Origin of the sequence: Pantoea sp. Fr-CA_6 (genome assembly GCF_024520895.1) — a bacterium.
GTDB classification, from domain to species: Bacteria; Pseudomonadota; Gammaproteobacteria; order Enterobacterales; family Enterobacteriaceae; genus Pantoea; species Pantoea agglomerans.
The window spans coordinates 39375-57338 of sequence record NZ_JALNPO010000002.1 but is presented as its reverse complement, the minus strand read 5'-3'; the positions used below and the strand labels follow the sequence as shown (position 1 = coordinate 57338).

The following is a 17964-nucleotide window of genomic DNA, read 5'->3' as shown; positions in this document are numbered from 1 at the left end:
TGCAGTTAAACCCACAGGTATCTGAGTATATGGGGATGATTGTCCGACATTCAACGTCACAGAGGCGAGAAAAGCAAAAGGGGAAACATTTTCCCCTTTTTTATTACGACAAGATGGACGATCTGTTTAATTATTCGCCAGATGCCTGGGCTTCATGCTTACCGTAGATCAACATGGGCTCAGACTGACCTTCAATAACTGATTCATCAATCACTACTTTTTCCACGTCGTCCATGGAAGGCAGGTCATACATCGTTTCCAGTAACGCGCCTTCTACAATTGAACGCAGACCACGTGCACCGGTTTTACGTGACATCGCTTTCTTAGCAATGGCGGTTAACGCCTCGTCACGGAACTCCAGCTCAACGCCTTCCAGGTTAAACAGCGCCTGGTACTGTTTGGTCAGGGCGTTCTTAGGCTCACGCAGAATCTGAATCAGCGCTTCTTCGCTCAGCTCGCTCAGGGTCGCAACAACAGGCAGACGACCGATGAACTCAGGGATCAGACCAAATTTGATCAAATCTTCTGGTTCACACTGCGCAAGCAGTTCGCCTTCGCTGGCTTTCTGCGATTTCCCTTTCACGGTCGCGCCGAAGCCGATACCGGATCCGGTTTCAACACGCTGGGCGATCACTTTGTCCAGGCCGGCAAATGCGCCGCCGCAGATAAACAGAATTTTAGAGGTATCAACCTGCAAAAATTCCTGCTGCGGATGCTTACGTCCACCCTGCGGGGGAACGGCAGCCACGGTGCCTTCAATCAGTTTAAGCAGTGCCTGCTGTACGCCTTCGCCTGACACGTCACGGGTAATCGACGGGTTATCAGACTTACGTGAGATTTTGTCGATTTCATCGATGTAAACGATGCCGCGCTGTGCTTTCTGTACGTCGTAGTCGCATTTCTGCAGCAGTTTCTGGATGATGTTTTCAACATCTTCACCCACGTAACCGGCTTCAGTCAGCGTGGTGGCATCAGCCATGGTAAACGGCACATCCAGCAGGCGTGCCAGCGTTTCTGCCAGCAGCGTTTTACCACTACCGGTCGGGCCAATCAGCAGAATGTTGCTTTTGCCCAGCTCGATACCATTGCTGGTATCGCCGTTGCGCAGACGCTTGTAGTGGTTGTAAACCGCAACCGCCAGCACTTTCTTCGCTCTTTCCTGACCGATGACATAATCATCGAGGTGATGGCGAATTTCATGTGGGGTTGGCAACGCACTACGTTCACGATGCGGGGCAACTTCCTTAATCTCTTCGCGAATGATGTCGTTGCACAGGTCAACACACTCATCGCAGATATACACTGACGGCCCGGCAATCAGCTTTCGCACTTCATGCTGGCTTTTGCCGCAAAAAGAGCAGTACAGCAACTTTCCTGAACCGTCTTTGCGCTTATCTGTCATCAGTTAACCTCTTCTTGTTCTCAGGCCATACCCGCGTACGGCTCAGGCCGTGCGGAGACGGCCGAAATTCATTCAACCCATAATAGTACCGTTGTCCTGTTAACTATAGACCAGGGACAACGGTAAGTCGGGTCTTATTGGCGATGCGTCAGAATTGAATCGACTAATCCATACTCTACCGCTTCATTTGCAGAGAGGAAACGGTCACGCTCGGTGTCACGCTCAATTTCTTCCAGCGTTTTACCGGTGTGCTCAGCCATCAGCTCATTCATACGCTGCTTAACTTTAAGGATTTCGCGCGCATGGATCTCGATGTCTGACGCCTGACCCTGATAACCGCCCAGCGGCTGGTGGATCATCACACGTGAGTTTGGCAGACAGAAACGTTTGCCTTTGGTCCCCGCCGTCAGCAGGAAAGCGCCCATAGAACAGGCCTGACCCATACAGATAGTGCTGACATCCGGTTTGATAAATTTCATGGTGTCGTAGATCGACATACCGGCCGTGATGACACCGCCTGGCGAGTTAATGTAGAGATAGATATCTTTTTCCGGGTTTTCAGCTTCCAGAAACAGCATCTGCGCCACAATCAGATTAGCCATGTGGTCTTCGACCTGGCCAGTCAGAAAAATGACGCGCTCTTTAAGCAGACGGGAGTAGATGTCGTAAGAACGCTCACCACGCGAAGTTTGTTCAACCACCATTGGCACCAGCGCATTGTGCGGTGCTGTATATTCACGATCGCCACTGTATGACATTACCGTCTCCTGGATAAATTTCATTGGCAACATTCTGTACCGATTCTACGTAAGACGCGCGGGAAACTCCACGCCGCGCCTTTTTCCGACACCTTCAGGACGGTTAATCAGCCAGCCTCACTCTTATTTCTGCATACTCCCTGTATCTGGGGATGCTGCACGCATGTTTCAAGCATAACAATCTTTTCCCTGTTCGCTAACCCGGAAAAAGCGATGCGTGAATAATTCGCCTGTTTATTAAACAAATAGCGGCGAAGAGTGGCTATCCGGACGCAAAACACAAAAAAGCCCGCGACTTTGCAGTCACGGGCTTAGCACAGACGGTTAAATGCGTGATCAGGCCTGAGCGGTCTGATTCATCAGATCCTGGAAGTTGGTCTCTTTCTCGGTCACTTTAGCTTTCGCCAGGACCGCTTCAACCGCTTGCTCTTCCAGCGCAACGTTGCGCATATTGTTCATCAGCTCGTTATTCTTGCTGTAGAACTCGATCACTTCCTGCGGATCTTCATACGCAGAAGCCATCTCTTCGATCATGGTGCTTACGCGTGCTTCATCAGCTTTCAGCTCGTGGGTACGAATCACTTCGCCCAGCAGCAGACCGACAACCACACGGCGTTTAGCCTGCTCTTCGAACAGTTCGCGTGGCAGTTCCAGCGCCTGCTGTTCGTTGCCACCGAAACGCTGTGCAGCCTGACGACGCAGAACGTCGATTTCGCTGTCAACCAGCGCAGCTGGCACGTCGATTTCGTTCGCTTCAACCAGACCGTCGATTGCCTGAGTTTTGATGCGATTACGGATAGCGCCTTTCAGCTCGCGATCCATGTTCTTACGCACTTCAGTACGCAGACCGGCAACTGAACCATCTTCAACGCCGAAACGTTTGATGAACTCTTCAGTCAGCTCTGGCAGTTCGCGCGTTTCAACTTTCTTCAGCACGATCTCGAACTTCGCATCTTTCCCTTTCAGGTTTTCTGCGTGGTAGTCGTCCGGGAATTTCACGTCGATAGTGAAAGTTTCGCCCGCTTTGTGACCCACAACGCCTTCTTCAAAGCCTGGGATCATGCGGCCCTGGCCCATGGCCAGAACGAAATCAGAGGCTTTGCCGCCTTCGAACTCTTCACCGTCCACAGAACCGTTGAAATCGATAGTGGCACGATCTTCCGGACCTGCTGCAGCGTCGCTTTCGATCCAGTTGGCCTGCTGCTTGCGCAGAGTGTCCAGCATGGTATCAACGTCAGCATCAGTTACTTCAACGACAGGTTTTTCGACTTCGATGTTTTCCAGGCCTTTCAGCTCAACTTCCGGATAGACTTCGAATTCAACCGCGTAGGTGAAATCCTGACCTTCTTTGTATTCGCCTGGCACGTAGTTCGGTGCGCCAGCCGGATTAATTTTTTCTTTGATGATGGCGTCAACAAAGTTGCGCGTCATCAGCTCGCCCAGCACGTCCTGACGGACAGAAGCGCCGTAACGCTGTGCCACGATGTTCATCGGCACTTTGCCTTTACGGAAACCATCGATGCGAACTTTCCTGGCAACGTCAACCAGTTCTTTTTTTACAGCGCTTTCGATGCTGTCAGCAGCGACAGTAATCGTAATGCGACGGCCCAGGCCCTGAGTGGTTTCTACAGAAACTTGCATCTTGTTACCTCAAAAAATCACGTGCTCGGTCAACTTCAGACACCACACATAGTGAAATGCGCCGTATCCAACAACCGGGACGGCTTCCGTGAAGAGAACCTGATCCCTGTTACCAGAAGCGTCCCGAAGACATTCCGGAAAAATAGACGCAGCATTATAGCGGCATCGCTGGAATGAGTCGAGGATGCTAACTCACCACTTTTCAGCAGGTTTGCTGCTTTTTTGAGCCAGGGATCGCGTTTTTCGCTAAATAACAGAAAAAACGGCCCGCAGGCCGTTTCAGAGAAGGGAGATCAGGCGAGTGTTCCGGCACCACGACAGTTAGGCGAAGCCAGTACGGTATCCTGCAATCCTTCCCACTCTTTCAGGGTATAAGTATGCAGGGCTAAGGCGTGTACGCTGACCGCTAACTCAGCGGCCAGTTCGCCATAAATCAGGCGATGACGCGCCAGAAAGCGCTGGCCTGCAAAGCAGTCGCTCACGATGACCACTTTGAAGTGACTTTCCGATCCGGCAGGAACGTTGTGCCGGTAACTTTCGTCGTGCACTTCCAGATGAGCTGGCTGAAACGCCACACGCAGCTTTTCTTCTATTTGTTCGCGGATCATGGCTATTACTCCTCAATGGCGAGCGCAGTGCCCCATCTCATTCAATCTTAGTCGCTTTTAGTGCGCTTACCCGTCAGCCGACGCTAAATATTGCATTTTATGTCAGGCCGCTTCCGGCACGCATAATAACGCAGCTGAAACGAACAGCAAACCGGCCTGTCAGAGAAGGGGCTTAAAACGGTTTCAGACACAATTTCCCCGGCAACAGGGCTTTTTTCACTGCCGGGCAATGCTATGATGACCGCAGTTTTTGCAAACCAACCCCCTGACACCAACGAGAAAAAGTATGTTGAAAAAACTGTTATTCCCACTGTTGGCTGCGTTCATTTTATCCGGCTGTGCAACCAGCAATAATACCCTGACTATCCAGCCTAAAATTCAGTTACCGCAGCAGGACCCAGGCCTGATGGGCGTGACTGTCAGCATCAACGGTGCCGACCAGCGTAAAGATCAGGCGCTGGCAAAAGTAAACCGTGATGGTCAGTTAGTGACCTTAACGTCATCGCGTGACCTGCGCTTCCTGCTGCAGGAAGTGCTGGAGAAGCAGATGACAGCACGCGGCTATATGATTGGTCCTAATGGCGCGGTCGATCTGCAGATTGTGGTGAACAACCTCTATGCCGACGTCACTCAGGGCAATGTGCGCTACAGCATCACCACCAAAGCGGACATCTCTATTATCGCAACAGCGAAAAACGGCAACAAACAGGTTAAAAACTACCGCCAGACTTACAGCGTAGAAGGCGCGTTCAACGCCAATAACCAGAAGATTACCAACGCGGTGAACGCCACTATGAGCGATGTGATCGCGGATATGGCTCAGGACACCAGCGTCAACGACTTCATCAAGCAGAACGCCCGTTAATTCAGTCTCTCCTCTGCCCTGCCTTGCGCAGGGCTTTTTGTTATCTGCAGGATCCGCATGAACCACTATCTTCGCCTCTTCAGCCAGAAAAACGCCGCCGTATTGCTGCTTCTTGGTTTTGCTTCCGGACTGCCGCTGGCCCTGACATCGGGCACGTTGCAGGCGTGGATGACGGTGGAAAATGTCGACCTGAAAACCATCGGCTTCTTTTCGCTGGTCGGCCAGGCCTATGTCTTTAAGTTTCTCTGGTCACCGATGATGGACCGCTATACGCCGCCGTTTCTGGGCCGGCGTCGCGGCTGGTTACTGGTCAGTCAGCTGGCGCTGGTTGGCGGGATAATCGCGATGGGATTTCTGCAACCGGGACGCGATCTTACCCTGATGGCCGCGCTGGCCGTGCTGATTGCCTTCTGCTCCGCCTCACAGGACATCGTTTTTGACGCATGGAAAACGGACATCCTGCCGCCTGAAGAGCGTGGCAGCGGCGCGGCGATTACCGTGCTGGGGTATCGACTGGCAATGCTGATTTCCGGCGGGCTGGCGTTGTGGCTGGCTGACCGCTACCTCGGCTGGCAGGCAACCTACTGGCTGATGGCGCTGATGATGGTGCCGGGCATTATCGCCACGCTGGTGGCGAGCGAGCCAGATACCCGTATCTCCACACCCCATTCACTGCGTCAGGCGGTGGTCGATCCACTAAAAGATTTCTTTCAGCGCAACAACGCCTGGCTGCTGATTACCCTGATTATTCTTTACAAGCTGGGCGATGCGTTTGCCGCCTCGCTGACTACCACTTTTTTGATTCGCGGCGTGGGCTTCAACGCCGGTGACGTCGGTCTGGTCAACAAGACGCTGGGTCTGCTGGCGACCATTATCGGCGCGCTCTATGGCGGCGTACTGATGCAGCGTCTGAGCCTGTTCCGGGCGCTAATGATTTTCGGTCTGCTGCAGGCTGTCTCGAACTTTGGTTACTGGCTGCTGGCGGTGACCGACAAACAGTTGTGGAGCATGGCCAGCGCGGTCTTTGTTGAAAATCTCTGTGGCGGCATGGGCACCGCGGCCTTTGTGGCGCTGTTAATGACGCTGTGCAATAAGTCGTTCTCCGCTACCCAGTTCGCCCTGTTGTCGGCGCTCTCAGCGGTGGGTCGGGTCTATGTCGGCCCGGCGGCGGGCTGGCTGGTGGAACTCTGGGGCTGGCCGACCTTTTATGCATTCACGGTGATGGCGGGTCTGCCGGGCCTGGTGCTGCTGGCTTTTTGCCGACAAACATTGAATCAGGTCGAGCAAAGTGGCAATTTTCTGACACGTAGCTACTATCCTCATGGCTATCGCTGGACTAATCGTCTGTTTGCAGCCGGATGCGGCGTACTGGCGCTCTGGCTGGTGGCTCTGGCACTGAATGCGTTGGGCGTGACGGCGCTGACACCGCTGCTTACCCGCCTGTTTGAGCTGGGTATGACACTCTCCCTGCTGGCGGTGCTTTCGGGAGTGTTGCTGGACTATCGGGCGCTGAAGAGAACCCCTGCGTTGCCTGCATCAGATGCTTAAGTGAAATCGATAGGTTTACGGGCTGCGGCTTATTTTATGACACCCCGATAAGTCGCCGCCATTTATCATCGCGTGTTATTTTTTAAAAATAACAATATGACCTGAGGAGGCGTAGCGGAAATACTAAAAACCGGTGAGCAATTACTTTAGTTAAATTTCATCGCGCAAATGATGCAGACTTGTTAAATATTTGGGAGTTAAAAGTAAGGGTTATTCCTTTCCCTGATTTTTTTACGGTTACTTCCATTGGTTTTTGTTATATTGATGCCAACTGCTTGTCTGCGTTAATTATTTGTCACCTGGCGCAACATCTGTGACACCCTTAGCAAAAGGTGTCAACACGTATCTGACACATCCTTAAGCTGGTTTACACTGCATAAACCTTCCCGTAAAATGCGCGCACACTTAAACGACAATAGAGCCCTTTGTCATTGAGGTCGTTAAATGAGACTCAGTAAATACAATAAAAGTTTGGGGATTTTGTCATTAATTGCAGGCACTTTATTAATGAGTGGCTGCGATAGTGCATTGTTAAATCCCAAAGGACAGATTGCACTGGAGCAACGTTCGCTGATACTGACTGCCTTTGGCCTGATGTTGATCGTCGTCATCCCCGCAGTCCTGATGGCCGTGGTGTTTGCCTGGAAATATCGGGCGTCCAACACGAATGCGAAGTACAGCCCTAACTGGTCACACTCTAACAAAGTGGAAGCCGTGGTCTGGACCATTCCGATCCTGATCATTCTCTTCCTCAGCGTGCTGACCTGGAAATCAACCCACGCACTGGAGCCCAGCAAACCGCTGCAATCTGATGTGAAACCGGTTGAGATCGATGTGGTTGCACTGGACTGGAAATGGTTGTTCATTTACCCGGAACAGGGTATTGCGACCGTGAACCAGATTGCCTTCCCGGCAAATACTCCGGTGAACTTCAAAATCACGTCTAACTCCGTCATGAACTCTTTCTTCATCCCAACGCTCGGCAGCCAGATTTATGCGATGGCTGGTATGCAGACCAAGCTGCATCTGATTGCAAATGAGCCGGGAATTTTCGACGGTATCTCTGCGAACTTCAGTGGTCGTGGTTTCTCTGGCATGAAGTTTAAAGCCATTGCAACCAAAGACGATGCGGAATTCCAGCAGTGGGTGGCTAAAGTTAAAGCAGCCCCTAACACGCTGAACACTATGGATGATTTCGAGAAAGTGGCTGTGCCAAGCGAAAATCACCCGGTGGAATATTTCTCTTCAGCTGATCCGAAACTGTTCATGCAAGTCATCGACAAGTTCAAGATGAGCCACGGGAAAATGGACATGCCAAAACATGAAGGTATGGACATGAGTCACGCCGCTTCCGCGGGAGCCGAGGAATAATACGATGTTCGGAAAATTAACACTTGATGCAGTGCCGTACCATGAGCCGATTATCATGGTTACGGTTGCCGCTATCCTGATAGGTGGTGCAGCGCTGGTTGCTGCGCTCACCTATTTTGGTAAGTGGAAATATCTGTGGTCTGAATGGCTGACGTCAGTCGACCACAAACGCCTGGGTATCATGTACATCATCATGGCGTTCGTCATGCTGATTCGTGGTTTCGCTGATGCCATTATGATGCGTACCCAGCAGGTTATGGCTTCGGCCGGTGAAGCGGGCATTCTGCCACCGCACCACTACGACCAGATCTTTACCGCGCATGGCGTGATTATGATCTTCTTCGTGGCGATGCCGTTCGTGGTTGGCCTGATGAACATCGCGGTTCCGTTGCAGATTGGTGCACGTGACGTTGCGTTCCCGTTCCTGAACAACCTGAGCTTCTGGTTTACTGCGGTCGGTGTGATCCTGGTTAACCTGTCTCTGGGTGTGGGCGAGTTCGCACAGACCGGCTGGCTGGCTTATCCGCCGCTTTCCGGCGCGGAGTACAGTCCCGGGGTCGGGGTCGATTACTGGATCTGGAGCCTTCAGCTTTCAGGTATTGGTACGACCTTAACCGGTATTAACTTCTTCGTGACCATCCTGAAGATGCGTGCACCGGGCATGAGCCTGTTCAAAATGCCGGTATTTACCTGGACCGCGCTGTGCACCAACGTCCTGATCATCGCTGCGTTCCCGGTTCTGACCGTGACCCTGGCGCTGTTGACCCTTGATCGTTATCTCGGCTTCCATTTCTTCACCAATGAAATGGGCGGGAACATGATGATGTACGTCAACCTGATCTGGGTCTGGGGCCATCCGGAAGTGTATATCCTGGTACTGCCGGTGTTTGGTGTGTTCGCAGAAATTACCGCGACCTTCTCCAAAAAACGTCTGTTTGGTTATACCTCACTGGTGTGGGCGACCATCGCCATTACCGTGTTGTCGTTTATCGTCTGGTTGCACCACTTCTTCACCATGGGTGCAGGTGCCAACGTTAACGCCTTCTTCGGTATCATGACGATGATCATCGCGATTCCGACCGGGGTTAAAATCTTTAACTGGCTGTTCACCATGTATCAGGGCCGCATTCAGATGCACTCTGCCATGCTGTGGACCGTTGGCTTCCTGGTAACCTTCTCTGTAGGGGGTATGACCGGCGTACTGCTGGCCGTTCCGGGTGCTGACTTTATTCTGCACAACAGCCTGTTCCTGATTGCACACTTCCATAACGTTATCATCGGTGGTGTGGTGTTCGGTTGTATGGCGGGCGTGACCTACTGGTTCCCGAAAGCATTTGGCTTCACCCTGAACGAAACCTGGGGTAAGCGCGCATTCTGGTTCTGGATCATTGGCTTCTTCGTTGCCTTTATGCCGCTGTACGCACTGGGCTTCATGGGTATGACACGTCGTCTGAGCCAGGATATCGATCCACAGTTCCACACCTTACTGGTGGTAGCTGCGGGCGGTGCCGGTCTGATTGCGCTGGGTATTCTGTGTCAGCTGACCATGTTCTACGTCTCGGTACGTGACCGCGATCAGAACCGTGATGTGACGGGTGACCCATGGGGCGGTCGTACGCTGGAGTGGGCAACCTCTTCACCACCACCGTTCTATAACTTTGCTGTCATCCCGCATGTGCATGAGCGTGACGCTTTCTGGGAAATGAAAGAGAAAGGCGAAGCGTACAAACAGCCGGAATCTTATGAAGAGATTCATATGCCGAAAAACAGCGGTGCCGCAATTATCATCTGCGCATTTGCAACGGTAATGGGTTTCGCGCTGATCTGGCATATCTGGTGGCTGGCGGGTGTTTCATTCCTCGGCATGATCGTTTCCTGGATCGTGAAGAGCTTCGACGAAGACGTGGATTACTACGTTCCGGTTGCCGAAGTTCAGAAGATTGAGAACCAGCACTTTGACGAAATCAGCAAAGCAGGTCTGAAATAATGTCAACTGAAACTCTGATTAAACATCACCACGACGCCCATGCGGAGCATGGGCATCACGATGCAGGAGCCAATAAAGTCTTTGGCTTCTGGATCTACCTGATGAGTGACTGCATTATCTTCGCAACCCTGTTTGCGACCTATGCTGTCATGGTCAACAACACTGCCGGTGGCCCGGCAGGTAAAGATATCTTTGAGCTGCCGTTTGTTCTGGTAGAAACCGCCCTGCTGCTGTTGAGTTCGATCACTTACGGCATGGCTGTTATCTCCATGAACAAGGAGCAAAAAGGTGCCGTTATCGGCTGGCTGGCGCTGACCTTCCTGTTCGGTCTGGGCTTCATCGGAATGGAAATCTATGAATTCCATCACCTGATTGCTGAAGGCTTTGGTCCGGATCGCAGTGGCTTCCTGTCTGGCTTCTTTACGCTGGTCGGTACCCACGGTCTGCACGTGACCTCAGGTCTGATCTGGATGCTGGTTCTGATGTTCCAGATTTCCAAACGTGGCCTGAACGCGACTAACCGCACCCGTATCATGTGTCTGAGCCTGTTCTGGCACTTCCTGGACGTGGTCTGGATTTGCGTCTTCACCGTTGTTTACCTGATGGGAGCCATGTAATGAGTCATTCTGTTAACGAACATGGCGCTTCACACGGTAGCGTGAAGTCCTACATGATCGGCTTCATCCTCTCTATCATCCTGACGGCGATCCCGTTCTGGATGGTAATGGATGGCAGTGCATCTCACGGTACTATCCTTGGTGTTGTTCTGGTATGTGCAGTGATTCAGGTGCTGGTTCACCTGGTCTACTTCCTGCACTTAGACAGCAAATCTGAGGGTGGCTGGAACATGGTAGCCATTGTCTTCTCGGCCATCATCATCCTGATTGTCGTAGTAGGCTCACTGTGGATCATGTGGAACCTCAACTACAACATGATGCCTCACTAAAGAGTCACGCGTAATGTTTAAGCAATACCTGCAAGTTACAAAACCAGGAATTATTTTCGGGAATTTAATTTCTGTGATCGGCGGATTTCTGTTGGCTTCCAAAGGCAACACGGATTACGCCCTGTTTCTCATCACCCTGGTGGGCGTGTCACTGGTGGTTGCATCGGGTTGTGTGTTTAACAACGTGATCGACCGCGACATTGACATCAAGATGGAGAGAACCAGGAATCGGGTGCTGGTAAAAGGCCTCATCTCCGCGAAAGTAAGCCTGGTTTATGCCACTGTGCTGGGTATTGCTGGCTTTGCGTTGCTCTACTTCGGTGCTAATCCGCTGGCCATGTGGCTGGCGGTGATGGGCTTCGTGGTGTACGTGGGCATCTACAGTCTCTACATGAAGCGTAATTCCGTTTACGGTACGCTGATTGGCAGTCTGTCGGGTGCTGCGCCGCCGGTTATCGGCTACTGCGCGGTCTCTAACCAGTTTGATGCTGGCGCATTAATCCTGCTGGCGATCTTTAGCCTGTGGCAGATGCCGCATTCGTACGCGATTGCCATCTTCCGCTTTAAAGATTACCAGGCAGCGAACATCCCGGTTCTGCCGGTGGTGAAAGGCATTTCCGTGGCTAAAAATCATATTACGCTCTATATCCTGGCGTTTATGATTGCCACGCTGATGCTGACGCTGGGAGGCTACGCGGGCTACAAATATCTGGTGGTGGCTGCTGCGGTCAGCGTCTGGTGGCTGGGCATGGCGTTATCGGGTTATAAAACCGCTGATGACCGTGTCTGGGCGCGTAAACTGTTTGTCTTCTCTATCGTGACCATCACCGCACTGAGCGTGATGATGTCGGTGGATTCGATGGCTCCGGCCTCGAAGGACCTGCTGACTTACGTCTGGTAACCGGCACCGATACAGCATGAAAAGGGCGCGATTTTCGCGCCCTTTCTTTTTGTTACCACTGCTTAAAAACTATTGTTTTACCCGCCCTGCCCCGCCCCCTAGAATAAATGCAGCACATTAACAGAGGTTGGAATGAACGATAATAAAATGACTCCGGTGGAGCTGCGCGCCACATGGGGCCTCGGTACGGTCTTTTCCCTGCGCATGCTGGGAATGTTTATGGTCCTGCCGGTACTGACCACTTATGGCATGGCATTACAGGGCGCGAGTGAAACCTTAATTGGCCTGGCAATCGGCATTTATGGCCTTGCCCAGGCGATATTTCAGATTCCTTTTGGTCTGCTCTCCGATCGCATCGGGCGTAAGCCGCTGATCGTTGGCGGACTGTTGCTGTTTGTCCTGGGCAGTATTATTGCTGCCTGCACCGACTCCATCTGGGGCATTATTCTGGGCCGTGCACTTCAGGGCTCAGGCGCGATAGCCGCTGCCGTGATGGCGCTGTTATCCGATTTAACCCGTGAGCAGAACCGCACCAAAGCGATGGCGTTTATCGGCATCAGTTTTGGCGTTACCTTCGCGATCGCCATGGTGGTCGGCCCGATTGTTACTCACGCACTGGGCCTGCATGCGCTGTTCTGGATGATTGCGATTCTCGCGTCGCTGGGTATCGTGATCACTCTGCTGGTGGTGCCATCGGCCTCCCATCATGTTCTGAACCGTGAATCAGGCATGGTTAAAGGCAGCTTCCGCAAAGTGCTGGCTAACCCACGTCTGGTGAAGCTCAATATCGGTATTTTCTGCCTGCACGTCCTGCTGATGTCGAGCTTTGTCGCGTTGCCGGGGCAGTTTGAACAGGCAGGCTTCCCGGCTCCCGAACACTGGAAAGTCTATCTCTCCACCATGCTGATCGCTTTTGCCGGCGTAGTCCCCTTCATCATTTATGCCGAAGTGAAGCGCCGCATGAAGCGTGTCTTTGTCGGCTGTGTCGGGATGATTGTCATTGCTGAGATCGTATTGTGGGGCGCGGAAGGACATTTCTGGACGCTGGTGGTGGGTGTTCAGCTCTTCTTCTTCGCCTTTAACCTGATGGAAGCGATTCTGCCTTCGCTGATCAGTAAAGAGTCGCCTGCAGGCTACAAAGGCACGGCGATGGGGATCTACTCCACCAGCCAGTTCCTGGGCGTGGCCGTTGGCGGCAGCATGGGTGGCTGGGTATTTGGTCATTTCGATGCGCAGACCGTATTCCTGGTTGGCGCGATGGTGGCCGCAGCCTGGCTGTTTGTCAGCATGACAATGCAGGAGCCGCCTTATGTCAGCAGCCTGCGCATCGTGCTGAGTGATGCCGCACTGGCCGTGCCGAATCTGGAGCAGCGCCTGAAAGCGCAGCCGGGCGTTAACTCTGTGTTTATCGTGCCCGAAGAGAAAAGCGCCTACATCAAAATTGATAGCAAGGTTACCAGCCGCCCTGAGCTGGAAGCTCTGCTGGGTAGTTGTTAGCTTAAAAAGTTTAGTGATAACGTCAGCTCGTTTCGCTTCAGGATCGAGCTGGCTCAGGGAACACGGTCAGATCGGAAAGTCGCAAAAGCCGCCATCCATGGCACGCTCGGCCCGCGCCGTCCCTGGCGCGGGACGCTTTCCTCCTCTGACCGTGTTCCCTGCGCCCCTGAGCTTTTGAGTTGCTGCTAAGTTCCCCCAGGATTTGAATCTGTTAATAGACTCAAATCCAACTCAATCCTGGTTTCAGACAGCTTATAAACTCAAAGCAAGGGGGCCAGCATAGGCTCAACCGCGCCAAACCCGGCACAAGCCTTCTTACAGACGACTCATAAATCCAAAGCGATGGGAGCCTGTGCCTGTAGCAAAGCATCGCGGGCCAGGGACAAAAATGCCGGGAGCGTTTTTGAACAACGCAACGCGTTTGCCCGGCTACGGGCGCACCTCAGGGATGAGGTGCGTAATCGCCCGCGCTGAGCCGCCATGGATGGCGCTTTTGCGTCTTTGCGAAAGGCACAGGCTCCCTGAGCAAGCGCGCGATCGCACAGACGCCCTACAGCTCCCAACTCTCTCCAGAATTTCGACTTGTTTAAAGCGACAGAAGCCCACCCAAACTCAACAACAAAAAACCCGGCTTTAGCCGGGTTTTTATCACTGCATTCATGCTGAAATTCAGCCGGCCCCCGCTTAATCGCGGAAGTTTTTAAACTGGAAGGGCTGCCCCAGATTGCTGCCGCGCACGATTGCCATCGCACCCTGCAAATCATCACGCGCTTTGCCGGTTACACGCAATGCTTCACCCTGAATCTGGGTCTGCACTTTCAGCTTGCTGTCTTTGATCAGCTTCACCAGCTTCTTCGCCACGTCGCTTTCAATGCCTTTTTTCAGTTTGGCATCGACCGCCCAGCTTTTGCCGCTGTGCTCAATCTCTTCCGGCACCTCTAAAGCACCGCCTTCAATCCCGCGCTTCAGTAACTTCTCACGCAAAATATCCACCAGCTGCTTAACCTGAAAATCGGACTCGCTGGTGATTTTGATGGTTTCATTCTTTTCGTTGAGCTCAAACTCGGCGCTCACGTTGCGGAAATCGAAGCGGGTAGACACTTCACGGTTGGCATTTTCCACCGCATTGCGAATTTCCTGCAGATCGACTTCTGAAACGATATCGAAAGATGGCATCTCTTCTTCTCCTGACGCTAAAGTGACATGCATAATACGCGTCTTAAGGTGCTAAATAAAATCAGGCTGCACACAACGCTATAATGACAGTGTGACAGTAAATAATAGATGGATAGCCCGCCAGCGGGAGGCAGCATGAAAATTACCGTGTTAGGTTGCGGTGCTCTGGGTCAGATCTGGATGACAACCCTTGCCCGCCAGGGACATGAGGTGCAGGGATGGTTGCGGGTGCCGCAGCCCTACTGTTCAGCCAATGTGATTGATCCACAGGGTAACATTTCGAACCGCACGTTTATCGCCAACGATCCGCTGTTTCTGGCAGAAAGCCAGCTGCTGCTGGTTACGCTCAAAGCCCCGCAGGTCTCGCCCGCGGTGAAAAACCTGGAAAGCGTGCTGCCAGAAAACTGCCCGGTACTGCTGCTGCACAACGGCATGGGGACGCTGGAAGAGCTGAAAGGGCTGACTCAGCCGCTGCTGCGAGGCGTCACCACCCATGCGGCGATGCGCGACGGCACCGTTATCAAACACATAGCCAGTGGCATCACCCACATCGGCCCTGGTAACCGCAAAAGCGCCGCTTACAGCGATCTCGCCGACATCCTGCATCATGCCCTGCCTGATGTCGCCTGGCATGACAACATCCGGGCGGCCTGCTGGCGCAAGCTGGCAGTGAACTGCATCATCAATCCGCTTAGCGTGGAGTATGAGTGCCAGAACGGTGCCCTGCGCGCTTATCCGGAGCAGATCGCGCAACTGTGCGAAGAGATCAGCTGGGTCATGGAGCGCGAAGGTCAGAACGTTGCCAGCGAAAGCCTGCAGGACATCATCTTCGACGTGATTGAAAGCACCGCGGCCAACACCTCTTCGATGCTGCAGGACATACGCGCCCAGCGTCTCACCGAAATCGACTATATCAGCGGTTTTCTGCTGCGCCGCGCCCGGACGCACGGCCTGGTGCTGACGGAGAATACCCGTCTGTATGACATTGTAAAACGCAAGGAGTCCCATTATGACCGCGAACGCATCAGTGCTGGTTTGCCTGGCACATGGCAGTGAAGAAACCGAAGCTGTCACCACCATCGACCTGCTGGTACGCGCCGGGCTGAACGTTGTCACCGCCAGCGTCGAAAGCGACGGCAACCGGGAGATCGTCTGCTCACGCGGTGTTCGTCTGCTGGCTGACGTGACGCTGGTTGAAGTCGCCGACAATGATTTCGCCGCCATCGTCCTGCCCGGCGGCCTGAAAGGCGCCGAAACCTTCCGTGACAGTCCGCTGTTAGTCGAAACGGTACGCCAGTTTCACCTCAATGAAAGGATCGTCGCCGCTATCTGCGCCGCGGCAGGCACGGTACTCATCCCCCACGATCTCTTTCCGGTCGGTAACATGACCGGCTTTCCCGGCTTAAAAGAGACCATTCCGTCAGACAAGTGGATGGAGCGGCGTGTGGTCTGGGATCCGCGCGTCAATCTGCTGACCAGCCAGGGGCCAGGCACGGCAATGGATTTTGCGCTAAAGCTGATCGATCTGCTGGTGGGAAAAGAGATGGCGCGCGAGGTGGCCGCACAGCTGGTGCTGGCTCCCGGCATTTATGACTATCAGGCGTAAACACGCTGAGTTAAAACGCTCTGTTTAAGGCAATGCAGCCAGTCAGACCTGAACAGGCGCTGACTGGCTCTGGGGCGTCACTACGGGCGGTAGACTTTGACGTTTTTAAAGCCCTGCTCATGCAGATAGAGTGCCTGCAGACGGCTCATCACACCACGATCGCAGTAGAGCAACCAGGTCCGGTTCTGATCGAGATCGCCAAACTGCGTACTGAGTTTGTAGAACGGCAGCGATTTCACTTCCGTGGCTTTCAGTGCCAGAGGCTTCTCTTCCTGCTCATCAATAGAGCGGATATCCAGCACCACGTCGTTCTCGCTCAGCAGGGCGACGGTCTCAACTTCAACCACCTCCTCTTCTGTCTGCTCAGCGATGGTACGGATATCGACGTTGGTCGCCTCTTCAATGACCCGATCCAGAATCGTGAAGTCGAAATTCTGCTCTTCAGCCTCGATCTTCTCTTTCACCGCTTTCACGGTCGGGCTTTTTGAGATCACACCGCAATATTCCGGCATGGTGCTGGCGAAATCTTCGGTGCCAATCTCACGGGCAATCCTGATGATGTGCTCTTTGTCATGAGAGATCAGGGGACGCAGAATCAGCGTATCAGAGGCGTTATCAATCAGGCGCAGGTTGGTCAGCGTCTGGCTCGACACCTGACCCACCGCTTCACCGGTAACCAGTGCCTGCACGCCGTAGCGCTCAGCAATCGTCGAAGCGGCACGCACCATCATGCGCTTCAGCACCACACCCATCTGACCGTCATCCACTTTTTCGAGGATCTCCCCCACTACCGGCTCAAAGTTGATCGCCACGAATCGCACGCGGTGTGAACGACCAAAACGATTCCACAGATAGTGCGCAACCTGACGGACGCCAATCTCATGGGCGGCACCGCCAAGATTAAAGAAGCAGTAATGTACGCGACTGCCGCGACGCAGCAGCATATAGCTGGATACGCCGGAGTCAAAGCCACCGGAAATCAGTGACAGCACATCTTCCTGCGTGCCGATCGGGAACCCGCCCAGACCTTCGTAGCGCGCAGTCACCAGCGTCAGACTATTCTCTTCAACTTCAAGATTCACCGTCACGTCCGGGTTTTTAAGCTGTACGCGGGCGCTTTCAATATGCTGATTCAGACCACCGCCAACATAGCGCTCCACATCCTGTGAACTGAAGCTATGCTTACCACGACGTTTAACACGTACGCAGAAGCTCTTCCCTTCAAGGCTGTCGCGATACTGCACTAAAGTCTGTTCAAAGATGTGATGAATATCGGTGTACTCACGATCTTCAACCGCTAAAACGTGATGAATCCCCGGAATGCGCGTCAGCTCATCGGGAATAATGTCCCGCAGCACCGGATTTTTCGAACGCACTTCAATGTGATCCCAGTGACGCACAACGGCGATTTCGTCGCTAACGGTTTTCAGGACGTTGCGGATATTGCTGGCAAGAATCTTGATAAAGCGCAAACGCACCGACGGACTCTTGATGGTGATTTCAGGAAATAACTTGATGATAAACTTCATGGCGGCGACACAGCTTCGTTGGGCAAATAAGTGCTAAAACAGGCAGCACTTAGCTGGTAAAATCACAAAATTGCGGGCTGCAAGGCGCAACCGCATCCGAGGCGCGGGAGTATATCACCTTTGTCAGGT

16 protein-coding genes are annotated in these 17964 nt (G+C 53.1%); 10 read left to right on the top strand and 6 right to left on the bottom strand.

Annotated elements, in window-relative coordinates:
- Nucleotides 1-130: 130 nt before the first annotated feature.
- From clpX to bolA, 4 genes are all read right to left on the bottom strand, one after another.
- Nucleotides 131-1402, bottom strand: a complete 1272-nt coding sequence (clpX, locus tag NR201_RS03325) for an ATP-dependent protease ATP-binding subunit ClpX (RefSeq protein WP_010671205.1) — start codon at nucleotides 1400-1402, stop codon at nucleotides 131-133.
- Between the two features lie 134 nt (nucleotides 1403-1536).
- Nucleotides 1537-2160 (bottom strand): ATP-dependent Clp endopeptidase proteolytic subunit ClpP, encoded by a 624-nt coding sequence (clpP, locus tag NR201_RS03320; protein ID WP_010255410.1) that lies wholly within the window; start codon nucleotides 2158-2160, stop codon nucleotides 1537-1539.
- Between the two features lie 336 nt (nucleotides 2161-2496).
- Nucleotides 2497-3801 carry a trigger factor gene (gene tig / locus NR201_RS03315; RefSeq protein WP_010255408.1) on the bottom strand — a complete coding sequence of 435 codons (1305 nt, stop codon included), beginning with the start codon at nucleotides 3799-3801 and terminating at the stop codon, nucleotides 2497-2499.
- A 293-nt stretch (nucleotides 3802-4094) separates the two neighbouring features.
- A complete protein-coding gene (gene bolA, locus NR201_RS03310; RefSeq protein ID WP_256849376.1) occupies nucleotides 4095-4409 on the bottom strand; it encodes a transcriptional regulator BolA in 315 nt (104 codons plus the stop codon).
- A 286-nt stretch (nucleotides 4410-4695) separates the two neighbouring features.
- On the opposite strand from bolA, the gene NR201_RS03305 reads away from it, so the two are divergent.
- The 8 genes from NR201_RS03305 (at nucleotide 4696) to NR201_RS03270 (ending at nucleotide 13524) form a co-directional block, all read left to right on the top strand.
- On the top strand, nucleotides 4696-5274 hold the full coding sequence (locus tag NR201_RS03305) for a lipoprotein (protein WP_256849375.1): 579 nt from the start codon (nucleotides 4696-4698) through the stop codon (nucleotides 5272-5274).
- 57 nt (nucleotides 5275-5331) lie between these two features.
- Nucleotides 5332-6822 (top strand): muropeptide MFS transporter AmpG, encoded by a 1491-nt coding sequence (gene ampG, locus NR201_RS03300; RefSeq protein ID WP_010255404.1) that lies wholly within the window; start codon nucleotides 5332-5334, stop codon nucleotides 6820-6822.
- A 444-nt stretch (nucleotides 6823-7266) separates the two neighbouring features.
- Nucleotides 7267-8193: a cytochrome o ubiquinol oxidase subunit II gene (cyoA, locus tag NR201_RS03295; protein ID WP_010255402.1), complete on the top strand. Its 927-nt coding sequence runs from the start codon at nucleotides 7267-7269 to the stop codon at nucleotides 8191-8193.
- 4 nt (nucleotides 8194-8197) lie between these two features.
- A complete protein-coding gene (gene cyoB / locus NR201_RS03290) occupies nucleotides 8198-10180 on the top strand; it encodes a cytochrome o ubiquinol oxidase subunit I (protein ID WP_010255400.1) in 1983 nt (660 codons plus the stop codon).
- Nucleotides 10180-10797, top strand: coding sequence for a cytochrome o ubiquinol oxidase subunit III (locus tag NR201_RS03285; RefSeq protein ID WP_009091720.1), 618 nt, complete (start codon nucleotides 10180-10182; stop codon nucleotides 10795-10797). The genes cyoB and NR201_RS03285 overlap by 1 nt, the downstream gene beginning before the upstream one ends.
- A complete protein-coding gene (locus NR201_RS03280; protein WP_008924889.1) occupies nucleotides 10797-11126 on the top strand; it encodes a cytochrome o ubiquinol oxidase subunit IV in 330 nt (109 codons plus the stop codon). The genes NR201_RS03285 and NR201_RS03280 overlap by 1 nt, the downstream gene beginning before the upstream one ends.
- A 13-nt stretch (nucleotides 11127-11139) precedes the next feature.
- On the top strand, nucleotides 11140-12027 hold the full coding sequence (gene cyoE / locus NR201_RS03275) for a heme o synthase (RefSeq protein WP_010255394.1): 888 nt from the start codon (nucleotides 11140-11142) through the stop codon (nucleotides 12025-12027).
- 132 nt (nucleotides 12028-12159) lie between these two features.
- Nucleotides 12160-13524, top strand: a complete 1365-nt coding sequence (locus NR201_RS03270) for an MFS transporter (RefSeq protein ID WP_010255391.1) — start codon at nucleotides 12160-12162, stop codon at nucleotides 13522-13524.
- A gap of 684 nt (nucleotides 13525-14208) precedes the next feature.
- Here NR201_RS03270 and NR201_RS03265 read toward each other — a convergent pair.
- Nucleotides 14209-14700 (bottom strand): YajQ family cyclic di-GMP-binding protein, encoded by a 492-nt coding sequence (locus tag NR201_RS03265; RefSeq protein ID WP_003852530.1) that lies wholly within the window; start codon nucleotides 14698-14700, stop codon nucleotides 14209-14211.
- Nucleotides 14701-14835: 135 nt separating this feature from the next.
- Between NR201_RS03265 and panE the strand changes: the two genes are divergently transcribed.
- Nucleotides 14836-15756: a 2-dehydropantoate 2-reductase gene (gene panE / locus NR201_RS03260; RefSeq protein ID WP_033756769.1), complete on the top strand. Its 921-nt coding sequence runs from the start codon at nucleotides 14836-14838 to the stop codon at nucleotides 15754-15756.
- Nucleotides 15710-16306, top strand: coding sequence for a protein deglycase YajL (yajL, locus tag NR201_RS03255; RefSeq protein WP_010671202.1), 597 nt, complete (start codon nucleotides 15710-15712; stop codon nucleotides 16304-16306). Before panE ends, yajL begins: the two co-directional genes overlap by 47 nt.
- Nucleotides 16307-16386: 80 nt before the next feature.
- On the opposite strand, the gene thiI is transcribed toward yajL, so the two are convergent.
- Entirely contained in the window at nucleotides 16387-17835 is a 1449-nt protein-coding gene (gene thiI / locus NR201_RS03250; RefSeq protein ID WP_256844793.1) for a tRNA uracil 4-sulfurtransferase ThiI, read from the bottom strand.
- Nucleotides 17836-17964 lie beyond the last annotated feature (129 nt).

Bases quoted from the DNA above. Each gene is read 5' to 3' on its own strand.
- NR201_RS03280 (WP_008924889.1), top strand. From the start codon at position 10,797: ATGAGTCATTCTGTTAACGAACATGGCGCTTCACACGGTAGCGTGAAG.
- panE (WP_033756769.1), top strand. From the start codon at position 14,836: ATGAAAATTACCGTGTTAGGTTGCGGTGCTCTGGGTCAGATCTGGATG.
- clpP (WP_010255410.1), bottom strand. From the start codon at position 2,160: ATGTCATACAGTGGCGATCGTGAATATACAGCACCGCACAATGCGCTG.
- yajL (WP_010671202.1), top strand. From the start codon at position 15,710: ATGACCGCGAACGCATCAGTGCTGGTTTGCCTGGCACATGGCAGTGAA.
- clpX (WP_010671205.1), bottom strand. From the start codon at position 1,402: ATGACAGATAAGCGCAAAGACGGTTCAGGAAAGTTGCTGTACTGCTCT.
- NR201_RS03285 (WP_009091720.1), top strand. From the start codon at position 10,180: ATGTCAACTGAAACTCTGATTAAACATCACCACGACGCCCATGCGGAG.
- thiI (WP_256844793.1), bottom strand. From the start codon at position 17,835: ATGAAGTTTATCATCAAGTTATTTCCTGAAATCACCATCAAGAGTCCG.
- NR201_RS03265 (WP_003852530.1), bottom strand. From the start codon at position 14,700: ATGCCATCTTTCGATATCGTTTCAGAAGTCGATCTGCAGGAAATTCGC.
- bolA (WP_256849376.1), bottom strand. From the start codon at position 4,409: ATGATCCGCGAACAAATAGAAGAAAAGCTGCGTGTGGCGTTTCAGCCA.
- NR201_RS03305 (WP_256849375.1), top strand. From the start codon at position 4,696: ATGTTGAAAAAACTGTTATTCCCACTGTTGGCTGCGTTCATTTTATCC.
- cyoE (WP_010255394.1), top strand. From the start codon at position 11,140: ATGTTTAAGCAATACCTGCAAGTTACAAAACCAGGAATTATTTTCGGG.
- cyoA (WP_010255402.1), top strand. From the start codon at position 7,267: ATGAGACTCAGTAAATACAATAAAAGTTTGGGGATTTTGTCATTAATT.
- ampG (WP_010255404.1), top strand. From the start codon at position 5,332: ATGAACCACTATCTTCGCCTCTTCAGCCAGAAAAACGCCGCCGTATTG.
- NR201_RS03270 (WP_010255391.1), top strand. From the start codon at position 12,160: ATGAACGATAATAAAATGACTCCGGTGGAGCTGCGCGCCACATGGGGC.
- cyoB (WP_010255400.1), top strand. From the start codon at position 8,198: ATGTTCGGAAAATTAACACTTGATGCAGTGCCGTACCATGAGCCGATT.
- tig (WP_010255408.1), bottom strand. From the start codon at position 3,801: ATGCAAGTTTCTGTAGAAACCACTCAGGGCCTGGGCCGTCGCATTACG.